General features: G+C 44.0%; 15 protein-coding genes and 1 other annotated feature. All 15 genes read left to right on the top strand.

The features are described from left to right. Window positions 1-169: 169 nt before the first annotated feature. The 15 genes from cysE (at window position 170) to rpoB (ending at window position 12,680) form a co-directional block, all read left to right on the top strand. The gene (cysE, locus tag MKY84_RS00320) at window positions 170-829 is read left to right on the top strand and encodes a serine O-acetyltransferase (protein ID WP_342526938.1); all 660 of its coding nucleotides are present in this window, start codon (window positions 170-172) and stop codon (window positions 827-829) included. Then, window positions 826-2,226, top strand: coding sequence for a cysteine--tRNA ligase (gene cysS / locus MKY84_RS00315; RefSeq protein WP_342526937.1), 1,401 nt, complete (start codon window positions 826-828; stop codon window positions 2,224-2,226). The genes cysE and cysS overlap by 4 nt, the downstream gene beginning before the upstream one ends. A gap of 4 nt (window positions 2,227-2,230) precedes the next feature. Continuing rightward, window positions 2,231-2,647, top strand: coding sequence for a Mini-ribonuclease 3 (locus MKY84_RS00310; RefSeq protein ID WP_342526935.1), 417 nt, complete (start codon window positions 2,231-2,233; stop codon window positions 2,645-2,647). Then, a complete protein-coding gene (gene rlmB / locus MKY84_RS00305; protein WP_342526933.1) occupies window positions 2,644-3,405 on the top strand; it encodes a 23S rRNA (guanosine(2251)-2'-O)-methyltransferase RlmB in 762 nt (253 codons plus the stop codon). The genes MKY84_RS00310 and rlmB overlap by 4 nt, the downstream gene beginning before the upstream one ends. A 1-nt stretch (window position 3,406) precedes the next feature. Beyond that, the gene (locus MKY84_RS00300; protein ID WP_342526932.1) at window positions 3,407-3,919 is read left to right on the top strand and encodes an NYN domain-containing protein; all 513 of its coding nucleotides are present in this window, start codon (window positions 3,407-3,409) and stop codon (window positions 3,917-3,919) included. Between the two features lie 63 nt (window positions 3,920-3,982). Then, window positions 3,983-4,627: an RNA polymerase sporulation sigma factor SigH gene (sigH, locus tag MKY84_RS00295; RefSeq protein WP_342526930.1), complete on the top strand. Its 645-nt coding sequence runs from the start codon at window positions 3,983-3,985 to the stop codon at window positions 4,625-4,627. An 83-nt stretch (window positions 4,628-4,710) separates the two neighbouring features. Next, window positions 4,711-4,854, top strand: a complete 144-nt coding sequence (rpmG, locus tag MKY84_RS00290) for a 50S ribosomal protein L33 (RefSeq protein ID WP_342528900.1) — start codon at window positions 4,711-4,713, stop codon at window positions 4,852-4,854. 41 nt (window positions 4,855-4,895) lie between these two features. Next, window positions 4,896-5,081, top strand: coding sequence for a preprotein translocase subunit SecE (secE, locus tag MKY84_RS00285; protein WP_342526929.1), 186 nt, complete (start codon window positions 4,896-4,898; stop codon window positions 5,079-5,081). Window positions 5,082-5,167: 86 nt separating this feature from the next. Next, window positions 5,168-5,701 (top strand): transcription termination/antitermination protein NusG, encoded by a 534-nt coding sequence (nusG, locus tag MKY84_RS00280; RefSeq protein ID WP_204591469.1) that lies wholly within the window; start codon window positions 5,168-5,170, stop codon window positions 5,699-5,701. Between the two features lie 170 nt (window positions 5,702-5,871). After that, on the top strand, window positions 5,872-6,297 hold the full coding sequence (gene rplK, locus MKY84_RS00275) for a 50S ribosomal protein L11 (protein ID WP_342526927.1): 426 nt from the start codon (window positions 5,872-5,874) through the stop codon (window positions 6,295-6,297). 126 nt (window positions 6,298-6,423) lie between these two features. Next, window positions 6,424-7,119, top strand: a complete 696-nt coding sequence (rplA, locus tag MKY84_RS00270) for a 50S ribosomal protein L1 (protein ID WP_342526926.1) — start codon at window positions 6,424-6,426, stop codon at window positions 7,117-7,119. Between the two features lie 43 nt (window positions 7,120-7,162). Further along, window positions 7,163-7,309: a sequence feature (ribosomal protein L10 leader region), on the top strand. A 31-nt stretch (window positions 7,310-7,340) separates the two neighbouring features. Continuing rightward, the gene (gene rplJ / locus MKY84_RS00265; RefSeq protein WP_342526924.1) at window positions 7,341-7,841 is read left to right on the top strand and encodes a 50S ribosomal protein L10; all 501 of its coding nucleotides are present in this window, start codon (window positions 7,341-7,343) and stop codon (window positions 7,839-7,841) included. 50 nt (window positions 7,842-7,891) lie between these two features. After that, a complete protein-coding gene (gene rplL, locus MKY84_RS00260) occupies window positions 7,892-8,251 on the top strand; it encodes a 50S ribosomal protein L7/L12 (protein WP_342526923.1) in 360 nt (119 codons plus the stop codon). Window positions 8,252-8,334: 83 nt separating this feature from the next. Continuing rightward, window positions 8,335-8,934 carry a class I SAM-dependent methyltransferase gene (locus MKY84_RS00255; protein ID WP_342526921.1) on the top strand — a complete coding sequence of 200 codons (600 nt, stop codon included), beginning with the start codon at window positions 8,335-8,337 and terminating at the stop codon, window positions 8,932-8,934. Window positions 8,935-9,128: 194 nt separating this feature from the next. Further along, window positions 9,129-12,680, top strand: coding sequence for a DNA-directed RNA polymerase subunit beta (gene rpoB, locus MKY84_RS00250; protein WP_342526919.1), 3,552 nt, complete (start codon window positions 9,129-9,131; stop codon window positions 12,678-12,680). The last annotated feature ends 52 nt before the right edge of the window (window positions 12,681-12,732 follow it).

The raw sequence follows: 12,732 nt of genomic DNA, 5'->3' as shown, positions 1-12,732 counted from the left end.
ATACAGCGCCTCTGTCTAGTCAATCGACTAGGGAGAGGCGTTTTTTCGTGGAAAGGTTTTCTGGTCTAACTTAGTTTCCATAAAACGACTCAGGGCACAAAACTCAATACGCCCAAAACCTTTCTACAAAGAATCTAAGAAATCATTAGTAATACAAGGAGGAACTCCTATGTTCAAACGTATAAAAGAAGACATTGCCACCGTCTTCGAACAAGACCCTGCAGCCCGCAGCGTCTTTGAAGTCGTGTTGACCTACTCAGGTTTACACGCTGTATGGTTTCACCGAATCGCGCACGCACTGTTTCTCCGGAAGTTTTTCTTCCTGGCACGTGCAACTTCTCAAATCAGCCGCTTCTTCACAGGAATCGAAATTCACCCAGGTGCTATAATTGGTCGCCGCTTCTTCATCGATCATGGCATGGGTGTTGTTATTGGTGAAACGTGTGAAATTGGCGATGACTGCATCGTCTTCCAAGGGGTCACGCTTGGTGGTACCGGAAAAGAGAAAGGCAAACGCCACCCGACACTCGGCAACAACGTTCTGGTTGCGACAGGAGCTAAAGTTCTTGGCTCCATTACTCTTGCGGATAACAGCAAGGTAGGCGCAGGATCGGTCGTGTTAAAAGACGTACCAGCGAATGCGACAGTCGTCGGGATTCCTGGGAAAGTGGTTGTGTTGGATGGTGTTCGAGTGAAGCAAAACTTGAACCACCAAAACATTCCTGACCCTGTCGATGAACGCTGTCAACAGATGGAGGACTGCATTCAAAAACTACAACGAGAGCTAGACCGCTTGAGCGCGCAATTACGAGAGGAGAGGGAGTCATGAGCATCCGCATATACAACACACTTACACGGGAAAAGGAAACATTTGTCCCATTAGAAGAAGGGAAGGTCAAGATGTATGTCTGTGGCCCGACTGTTTATAACTATATTCATATCGGCAATGCTCGTCCTGTCATCGTTTACGATACAGTCCGCAACTACTTAGGCTACCGAGGGTACGACGTGCATTTCGTATCAAACTTTACAGATGTCGATGATAAAATCATCCGAGCGGCAAATGAACTCGGTGAAGAGGTATCTGAACTGACAGAACGTTTCATTGGCGCTTATTTTGCAGACGTCGAGGCACTGGGTTGCCATCGTGCTGACGATCATCCTCGAGTGACAGAGCATATGGATCAAATCATCGACTTTATCAAAGTGTTGATTGAGAAAGACTATGCTTACGAATCACAAGGAGACGTTTACTACCGTACGCGAAAATTTGAAGGCTACGGCAAGTTGTCTCATCAAGATATTAACGATCTAAAAAGTGGTGCACGAATTGAAGTCGGTGAAAAGAAAGAAGATGCACTAGATTTCGTGTTATGGAAAGCGGCAAAACCAGGAGAGATTTCTTGGCAGAGCCCGTGGGGAGAAGGTCGTCCGGGTTGGCATATCGAATGCTCCGTGATGGCACGAAATATCCTTGGAGATACAATTGATATCCATGCAGGGGGACAAGATTTGACATTCCCTCACCATGAAAACGAAATCGCTCAGTCAGAAGCACATAATGACAAGCAATTCGCGCGCTACTGGATGCATAATGGCTACATCAATATCGATAATGAAAAAATGTCGAAGTCATTAGGCAACTTTGTGTTAGTCAACGACATTCGTAAACACATTGATCCGCAAGTGTTACGTTTCTTCATGCTGAGTGTGCACTACCGCAACCCTATCAACTATTCGGGAGAATTGGTGGAACAAGCAGAAGCAGGTCTAGAGCGTATTCGCACGGCTTATGCGAATGTTCTTCACCGTCTAGAGCATTCAGCTGACCTAGGGGATCAAGACGATATGTGGACATTCCAATTAAATGAACAGATCAAAGCCTTCGAAGAGTCGATGGACGATGACTTCAATACAGCCAATGCGATTGCCGTACTTTTTGAAATCGCAAAGCAAGCAAACGTCTATTTGAAACAAAATCAAACGTCGATCGCTGTGTTGACGGCCTATGCTTCCACACTTGAGAAGTTCATGGAAGTGCTCGGTCTAAACCTTTCTTCAGAGAAAGAGCTGTTGGATGAGGAGATTGATGCCCTTATTGAGGAGCGCAACCAGGCTCGCAAAGATCGCAACTTCGCCCGTGCGGATGAAATCCGTGACCAACTGAAAGAAATGAACATTTTGTTAGAGGATACAGCTCAAGGTATCCGCTGGAAACGAGGATAGATGGATGGCGTTACGACCTGCTGATGTCAAACAATTAAATGCCTTAGCGCTAGCTTATATGGGGGATGCTGTACTGGAGCGTGCAGTCCGGGAGCATCTTCTCGTGAGCGGCATGATTCGCCCAAATGCCCTCCACAAAGAGGCAACAAATTATGTATCTGCAAAAGCACAAAGTTCCATTGTCCATGAAATGATGAACGTGGAGCTACTTACAGAAGAAGAGCTCGCGACCTACCGACGTGGACGCAATGCCAAATCGGGAACGGTTCCTAAAAATACAGATGTGCAGACGTACCGAGCAAGCACGGGATTTGAGGCCGTGCTTGGAAGCCTCTATTTACGTGGGGACCATGAACGTGTAGAGGAACTCGTACGTTTTGCCATCGCACTGATTGATAGCCGAAAGGAGGCCACAAAATGACTGAAAATATAGCTCAAACTGGTGAAATCATCGCTGGTAAAAACCCTGTCCTGGAATCATTAAAGGCCGGACGTGAAATGAATAAAATTTGGATTGGTGAAGGCACACAAAAAACAGGTGTTTCTGAAATCGTCAAACTGGCAAAGGAAGCAGGTATTGTTGTCCAGTTCGTACCTAAGAAAAAGCTTGAGCAACTAACAGACGCTGTTCACCAAGGTGTGGTTGCTTCAGTTGCAGCATACAGCTATGCAGAGCTTGACGATATTTTAGCGCTTGCTAAAAGTCGCGAAGAAGATCCGTTCATTCTCATTCTCGATGAACTAGAAGACCCGCATAACCTAGGCTCGATTCTTCGTACTGCCGATGCTGTAGGTGTCCACGGGATTATTATTCCAAAACGTCGTGCAGTCGGACTGACAGCTGTTGTCGCCAAAGCTTCAACTGGAGCTATCGAGCATGTACCGGTCCACCGCGCTACGAATTTGGCCCAGACCATCGATGAGTTGAAGAAAAAAGGCGTTTGGATTGCTGGTACCGATGCAAAAGGCTCGACAGATTACAGACGTATGGATGCAACCTTGCCACTTGCGGTGATTATTGGTGGGGAAGGCAAGGGAATGGGTCGCTTACTTCGAGAGAAATGTGACTTCTTGTACCATTTACCGATGATTGGCCACGTGACAAGTTTAAATGCGTCAGTTGCTGCATCGTTGTTAATGTATGAGGTCCACCGGAATCGTCATCCGCTAGGTAATTAACATGAAACAAATCCTTCTAGTAGACGGCTATAACATCATCGGCGCCTGGCAGGAATTGCGTGTCTTAAAAGACAGCAAGCTCTTGGATGCACGCGACCGCTTGATTGAACATATGGCGGAGTACCGGGCATTTATGGGATGTGAAGTCATCATCGTTTTTGATGCGCACCTAGTGCCTGGTATCGAGTCGAAGGAAAATAAATATAAGCTAGAAATCATCTATACACGTGAAAATGAAACGGCTGATGAGCGGATTGAAAAGTTAGCGGCGCAACTTATTAATCGACGAACTGAAGTGGTAGTGGCCACTTCTGATTCCATCGAACAATGGGTGATCTTTGCACAAGGGGCCTTACGAAAGTCAGCGCGAGAACTTGAAATCGAAATGGAGCTCGTCGAAAAGCAAATTACCAAAGAAGTGCGAACCATCCAATCTTCAAATGCCCATTCTAAAATCCCGCTAAGTGAAGAAGTGGCAGAAATTTTTGAAAAATGGCGCCGCGGAATGAAATGATGCATTGAAGGCGCTTACCATCTTCTGTATACTAAGGGTAACAAGCGCATCCGAGGTGACTTCATGGATAAGACAGCACATGGGCATGCTCCCTTTTCACAACTGGCAGATGATGCGGTATTAGAGCTCATCCATGCCGGCAATACCGAAGCACTGGATTATCTGATCACTAAATATAAGCCACTCGTTCGTATGAAAGCTAAGTCGTACTTTCTCATTGGCGCTGATCGGGAAGATATCCTTCAAGAAGGCATGATTGGCCTCTATAAAGCCATTCGTGATTTTCGTGAGGAAAAATTAACGTCTTTCCGAGCCTTTGCAGAACTTTGTATTACAAGGCAAATCATTACAGCCATTAAAACGGCAACGCGGCAAAAGCATATTCCGTTGAATTCGTATATATCACTCGATAAACCTGTCTATCAAGACGAGGAATCCGAGCGTACATTACTTGATACGATTGCTAGTACAGTAATTGACGATCCGGAACAGTTAGTGATCAGTCAAGAGAGCTTTGATTTTTTTGAAGAAAAGATGGGCGAGATGCTAAGTGATTTAGAGCAACAAGTCTTAATGCTGTACATCGAAGGACAGTCTTACCAGGAAATATCGGAGCAATTGAACCGTCATGTCAAATCAATTGATAATGCACTGCAGCGGGTGAAGCGTAAGCTAGAACGCTATGCAGAAGTAAGCGTCATGAGCTGATTGGCTATTCATATCTTCTGTTGACACAGGAAAAACCAGATGTTACGCTTGTAAAAGACTTTACACGCCGAGAGGTGATGGTTATGTCTCAAAAAATGAGTTTAAGTTGTACACAGTGTGGCAGTCGTAATTATACGGTCCCTGCCAAAACGACATCAACGCGTATCGAACGCAAGAAATTTTGTGCACATTGCAATGCACATACACTTCATAAGCAAACACTGTAAACATACATCGTAAGATCCCACGCATGGAGGTTTTAGCTCGAATGGCTAATGTAGGTAATTTCTTTAAAAACGTTGTTTCTGAGATGCGTAAGGTCAGTTGGCCGCGCCGTAAGGAACTTACACGTTACACAATCATCGTACTGTCCACGGTCGTATTTGTTGCTTTATTCTTTGCTGTTATTGATTTAGGCATTACAGAGTTGTTCCGTTGGTATCTTGATCTGTAAGAAGCAACAGTTTGATAGGTGAACGAATAGCCCGTACTTGAAACGGGTTTTTTCATTTGGTAAGAAAAAAGGAGGATTCCACACCGATGGAGAAAAATTGGTATGTTGTCCACACGTATTCTGGGTATGAGAACAAAGTAAAAGCTAACCTTGAAAAGCGCGTTGAGACGATGGGAATGCAGGACAAGATTTTCCGCGTCATCATTCCAGAAGAGCAAGAAACAGATTATAAAGATGGCAAGAAGCGTACAGTTATGCGTAAGACCTTCCCGGGTTACGTATTGGTCGAATTGATCATGACAGATGACGCTTGGTATGTTGTTCGTAACACGCCAGGTGTGACTGGATTTATTGGTTCATCAGGCGGCGGGACGAAGCCGACACCTCTTCTACCAGAAGAAGTTGACTTCATTCTTAAGCAAATGGGTATGTCAGAACGCAAAGTTGAGATGGACTTTGATATCGGCGAGCTAGTAGAAGTACTTGAAGGACCGTTTGCTCACTTCCAAGGCAAAGTGGAAGCAATCGACGGTGCAAAAGGGAAAATCACAGTTTCAGTTGATATGTTTGGCCGCGAAACGAACATGGAGCTCGATTACGAGCAGGTACAAAAAATATAATTCCATTTGCTACTTGCAGAACGTTGGAAATTATAGTATCATTTCAAAGGTCAGGCTGAAAAGTCTGCCTAACAAATTTTATTACTGTAAGCAACGAAACGTTGAGAGACAGATATTGAGTGGGAGGGGCAACCCAATTACCACATCACGGACTTAAGGAGGTGTGTCTCGTGGCTAAAAAAGTGATTAAAGTTGTTAAACTACAAATCCCTGCAGCTAAAGCTAACCCAGCTCCACCAGTTGGACCAGCACTAGGTCAAGCAGGTGTGAACATCATGGGATTCTGTAAGGAGTTCAACGCACGTACTGCTGACCAAGCAGGACTAATCATTCCGGTTGAAATTTCTGTATTTGAAGACCGTTCATTTACATTCATTACAAAAACTCCACCGGCAGCAGTTTTACTTAAAGTAGCAGCTGGTATTCAATCTGGATCAGGTGAACCAAACCGCGTAAAAGTGGCAGTGGTGAAACGTGATAAAGTTCGCGAAATCGCAGAACAAAAAATGCCAGATCTAAATGCAGCATCTGTTGAAGCAGCTATGTTGATGGTTGAAGGTACTGCACGTAGCATGGGTATTACGATCGAAGACTAATACTGTGTTTACGTTTTTATGACGCGTTTGTTTGGGGGTTGTAGTTGTTCATATGATGAATAGCTACAGCCCTTAATTGTGGGAGGTTTATTCCGCTAAGACCACTATCAAGGAGGACATTTTAAAATGGCTAAACAAGGTAAAAAGTTACAAGATGCGGCGAAATTAGTCGACCGTACGAAATTATATTCTGTTGACGAAGCAATCGCGCTTGCAAAAGAAACAAGCACTGTAAACTTCGATGCAACAGTTGAAGTGGCGTTCCGTCTTGGAATCGACACTCGTAAAAATGATCAGCAAATCCGTGGAGCAGTAGTGCTTCCAAACGGAACTGGTAAAACTCAAACTGTACTAGTATTCGCTAAAGGCGAAAAAGCAAAAGAAGCAGAAGCTGCTGGCGCTGATTTCGTAGGCGATGCTGACTACATCAACAAAATCCAACAAGGATGGTTTGACTTCGATGTAATCGTAGCTACTCCTGACATGATGGGTGAAGTTGGTAAAATCGGACGCGTATTAGGACCAAAAGGTTTAATGCCAAACCCGAAAACAGGTACAGTAACATTTGACGTAACTAAAGCTGTTAACGAAATCAAAGCTGGTAAAGTAGAATACCGCGCTGACAAAGCTGGAATCATCCACGCTCCAATCGGTAAAGCTTCTTTCGAAAACGACAAGCTTGTAGAAAACTTCAGAACTGTATTTGATACAATTCAAAAAGCTAAGCCATCAGCTGCGAAAGGTATTTACATGAAGTCTGTAGTCGTAACAACAACTATGGGTCCTGCTGTAAAGATCGACGCTACTGCTGCAGCAAAATAAATGTTGACAACGCAAAGAGGCATCTGATAAGATGTCTCTTGTTGTAACTTAATCATTTGTACCGAAGACAGCAGGTGTGCTTTACGCGCTTAATGTTCCTGCCGAGGACAAGCAAAATTCAGATTCTTACTTGATGATGACTTTTACTGCCTCTGTGTCTTTCGAGACCGGAGGCTTTTCTTTTGTCGGTATAAATGGCAAATCTAACAGGAGGTGCCACTATGAACAAAGCAATCGAAACAAAAAAGGTGCAAGTTCAAGAAATCGCTGAGAAGTTCCAATCTGCTGCTTCAGTAGTAGTAGTTGACTACCGCGGTTTGAACGTTGCGCAATTAACAGAACTTCGTAAACAACTTCGTGAGGCTGGCGTTGAGTTCAAAGTCTTCAAAAACTCTTTAACTCGTCGTGCAACTGAATCAGTTGGATTCGAAGCTCTAAACGAACACTTAACAGGTCCTAACGCTGTTGCATTTTCAACTGAAGATGTAGTAGCTCCTGCGAAAATCATCAACGATTTCGCGAAAACGAACGAAGCACTTGAAATTAAAGCTGGTGTTATCGAAGGTACGGTTGCATCTGCAGCAGACGTTAAAGCTCTTGCAGAACTACCATCACGCGATGGCCTACTTTCTATGCTACTTTCTGTACTTCAAGCGCCAATGCGCAACTTCGCAGTTGTTACAAAAGCTGTTGCAGATCAAAAAGAAGAGCAAGGCGCTTAATAGCAGCCTCGTAGCTTCATAAACTTATATCCAAATAGGAGGAAATTAAAATGAAAAACGAGCAAATCTTAGAAGCAATCAAAGAAATGACAGTTCTTGAACTTAACGACCTAGTAAAAGCAATCGAAGAAGAATTTGGTGTTACTGCTGCTGCTCCTGTAGCTGCTGCTGCTGGTGGCGCTGTTGCTGCTGAAGAGCAAACTGAATTTGATGTAATCCTAGCTTCTGCTGGCGATCAAAAAATCAAAGTAATCAAAGTAGTACGTGAAATCACTGGTCTTGGCTTGAAAGAAGCTAAAGAAGTAGTAGATAACGCACCTAAAGCAGTTAAAGAAGGCGTATCTAAAGAAGATGCTGAAGCACTTAAAGCTCAACTTGAAGAAGTAGGCGCTAACGTAGAAGTTAAGTAATTTCTTACTTCTTACAGTGAAAAGCCCGTCATATTGGTGACGGGCTTTTCTTCTTTTTACGTTTTGCGAAGGAGGGGAATGTCATGAGCAACCACTATTATTCGAATCGTCCAGACGTCGAAAGTAATCCATCTGTGATCCAACATACCGGCCGTGGACAGAAGTTCACATTGGAAACAGACCGGGGAGTTTTCAGCAAAAGTGGAGTAGATTTTGGCTCCCGTGTTCTCATGGAGGCATTTCAGGCACCGCAGATCGAAGGAAACTTTGCAGACGTGGGTTGTGGCTACGGTCCAATCGGCATAACTCTAGCAAAATCATTCCCGGACCGAGTTGTCCATCTGGTCGATGTCAATGAACGAGCTGTTGAGCTTGCGCAAAAAAATGCAGATCGCAACGGGGTACAAAATGTGCGGATTGATGTGAGTGACGGAATGGAAAAAGTACCGACAGAATTAGCTGCAGTTATTACCAATCCTCCAATTCGTGCAGGGAAAGAAACGATTTTTCGTTTTTACGTAGAAGCTCATGAAAGACTAGCAAGTGGCGGCGAATTATGGGTCGTCATCCAAAAGAAACAAGGTGCGCCGTCTACTAAAGATTTTTTAGAGCAGCACTTTAATGAAGTGGAAGTCGCAGAAAAAGTCAAGGGATATTGGATTTTAAAGGCCAAGAAATATTGACTTGACAAATCGGCTGTGATATTATAATAAAATGCAAAAATATTATTTTGTAGGAGTATGCCCATTTTTAAAGCACGCTCCATCAATCTTTTATGGAATCGAAAATGAGCTCTAACTTAGAACTCGTTTTCTTTTTGTCTACACCGCTGCATTGCAAGCGAAGAAAGAAAATTGTTTCTTGAGGGGTGAATAAGTTGACAGGTCAACTAGTTCAGTACGGACAACACCGCCAGCGTAGAAGTTTTGCGCGTATTAGTGAGGTGCTAGATTTACCGAATCTGATTGAGATTCAGACAGCATCTTATGAGTGGTTTTTAGAAGAAGGATTGCGTGAAATGTTTAAAGATATTTCTCCAATCGAAGACTTTACAGGGAATTTATCCCTTGAATTCGTCGACTACAAGCTTGGTGAACCTAAGTACTCAGTAGACGAATCAAAAGAGCGTGATGCAACTTATGCAGCGCCACTTCGTGTGAAAGTACGTCTTCACAACAGAGAGACGGACGAAGTGAAAGAACAAGATGTATTTATGGGTGACTTCCCACTTATGACAGAGACGGGCACATTTGTTATTAATGGTGCTGAACGTGTTATCGTTTCTCAGTTAGTTCGTTCCCCAAGTGTATATTTCCACGATAAAACAGATAAAAACGGTAAAAAAGGCTTCGGCGCTACAGTGATTCCAAACCGTGGTGCATGGCTCGAGTATGAAATCGATGCAAAAGACGTTGTTTATGTTCGTATCGATCGTACACGTAAATTACCGGTTACTGTGTTGCTACGCGCTATCGGTTTCGGAACGGACCAAGAAATCATTGATCTTCTTGGTGACAACGAATACTTGCGTAACACGCTTGAAAAAGATAACACAGAAACAACAGACAAAGCACTCCTTGAAATCTATGAGCGTCTACGTCCAGGCGAGCCGCCAACAGTAGATAGCGCGAAGAGCCTTCTGTACTCTCGTTTCTTTGATGCAAAACGTTACGATTTAGCGAATGTAGGTCGCTATAAAATGAATAAAAAGCTTCATATCAAGAACCGTCTGTTCAACCAAACGATCGCTGAAACACTTGTAGACCCTGAAACAGGAGAAATTCTTGTAGAAGAAGGCACAATGATCGACCGTCGCGTATTGGACCGCTTAATTCCTAACCTAGAAAGTGGCATTGGTTTTAAAACACTTTCACAAGTAGGTGGAGTACTTGAAGATGATATCGTGATTCAATCTGTGAAAATCTATGCACCAAATGATGAGAATCAGAAAGAAATCAACGTTATCAGTAATGCTTATGTAGAAGAAGCAATCAAAAATATCACGCCAGCCGATATTATTTCTTCTATCAGTTACTTCTTTAACCTTTTATACAACGTAGGAAACACAGATGATATCGATCACCTTGGGAATCGTCGTCTGCGTTCAGTTGGAGAATTGCTTCAGAACCAGTTCCGTATCGGGTTATCTCGTATGGAGCGTGTTGTACGTGAGCGTATGTCAATCAATGACACACAATCTATCGTGCCGCAACAGCTGATCAATATTCGCCCAGTTATCGCATCTATTAAAGAGTTCTTTGGTAGCTCTCAGTTATCTCAGTTCATGGACCAAACAAACCCACTTGCAGAGTTGACGCACAAACGTCGTCTATCAGCGCTTGGACCTGGTGGTTTAACACGTGAGCGTGCAGGATTTGAAGTACGTGACGTTCACTACTCTCACTATGGTCGTATGTGTCCGATTGAAACGCCAGAGGGACCAAACATTGGTTTGATCAACTCCCTTTCAAGTTTTGCAAAGGTCAATAAATTTGGTTTCATTGAAACACCTTATCGTCGTGTCGATCCAGAAACGGGTCAAGTGACAAGCCGCATTGACTATTTAACAGCTGACGAAGAAGACAACTATGTAGTTGCACAAGCTAACTCTATCCTTATGGAAGATGGAAGCTTTGAAAACGAAGAGGTCGTAGGTCGTTTCCGTGGAGATAACACGGTATTCCGCCGCGAACAAATCGACTACATGGACGTATCTCCGAAGCAAGTAGTCTCTGCTGCGACAGCATGTATCCCATTCTTAGAGAATGATGACTCCAACCGTGCCCTTATGGGAGCGAACATGCAACGTCAAGCTGTGCCTCTATTAAACCCAGAAGCGCCGTATGTCGGAACAGGTATGGAGCACGTCAATGCTCGTGATTCAGGTGCTGCAGTTGTTGCTAAATACCACGGTATTGTGGAGCACGTCGAAGCAAAAGAAATTCGCGTTCGCCGCATCGAAGAAGTCGATGGCAAAGAAGTAAAAGGCGATTTAACAATATACAAGCTTCAAAAATTCATCCGCTCGAACCAAGGGACAAGCTACAACCAACGCCCGATCGTTCGTGTTGGGGATGTTGTCAATACAAAAGACATCCTAGCAGATGGCCCATCAATGGAAGCAGGAGAGCTTGCGCTTGGTCGTAACGTGCTTGTTGCCTTCATGACATGGGATGGTTACAACTATGAGGATGCTGTTATCATGAGTGAACGCCTTGTGAAAGATGACGTTTACACATCTGTGCATATTGAAGAATATGAATCAGAGTCTCGTGATACGAAACTTGGGCCAGAGGAAATCACTCGTGATATTCCAAACGTCGGAGAAGAAGCACTTCGTAACTTAGACGATCGCGGTATTATCCGTATCGGTGCTGAAGTACGCGATGGCGACATTCTTGTTGGGAAAGTAACACCTAAAGGGGTTACTGAATTAACAGCTGAAGAGCGCCTATTACACGCCATCTTTGGTGAAAAAGCTCGTGAAGTACGTGACACGTCTCTACGTGTACCACACGGCGCTGGCGGGATCATTCTTGATGTGAAAGTCTTTAACCGTGAAGACGGCGACGAGCTTCCACCAGGAGTTAACCAACTAGTTCGTGCGTATATCGTACAAAAACGTAAAATCTCTGTAGGGGATAAAATGGCTGGACGTCACGGAAATAAAGGGGTAATCTCCCGCATCTTGCCGGAAGAAGATATGCCTTTCCTTCCAGACGGAACGCCAGTTGATATCATGTTGAACCCACTGGGTGTACCATCTCGTATGAACATCGGTCAGGTGCTAGAATTGCACTTAGGTATGGCTGCTCGTACGTTAGGTGTTCACATGGCATCTCCTGTATTTGATGGCGCGAATGAAGAAGATGTGTGGGAAACAATGGAAGAATCGGGCATGAATCGTGATGGGAAAACTGTCCTTTACGATGGTCGCTCAGGTGAACCATTTGATAACCGCGTCTCTGTTGGAATCATGTACATGATCAAACTTGCGCACATGGTTGATGACAAACTTCACGCACGTTCTACAGGACCTTACTCACTTGTTACGCAACAACCACTTGGCGGTAAAGCCCAGTTTGGTGGACAGCGTTTCGGGGAGATGGAGGTTTGGGCACTTGAAGCTTATGGTGCTGCTTATACACTTCAAGAAATCTTGACAGTTAAATCCGATGACGTTGTGGGCCGTGTGAAAACATATGAAGCAATTGTCAAAGGTGAAAGCGTTCCAGAACCAGGTGTTCCTGAATCATTCAAAGTATTAATTAAAGAGCTTCAATCGTTAGGTATGGACGTCAAAATGATGACAATCAATGATGAAGAAGTAGAACTTCGCGATCTTGAAGATGACGAGGATCTACCATCAGCAGAATCACTAGGCATTTTACCACCAGTGGTAGAAGAAACTGCCGGGACGGTTGAATAATTACATGCTATACAGCGGGAAGGCTCGTCCTTCTCGCCTATCTTAAAGCAGA

The sequence above is a fragment of the Chryseomicrobium sp. FSL W7-1435 genome (assembly GCF_038595005.1).
Classification (GTDB): domain Bacteria; phylum Bacillota; class Bacilli; order Bacillales_A; family Planococcaceae; genus Chryseomicrobium.
The sequence above is the reverse complement of the archived record's forward strand: the minus strand, read 5'-3'. Positions and strand labels throughout refer to the sequence as shown.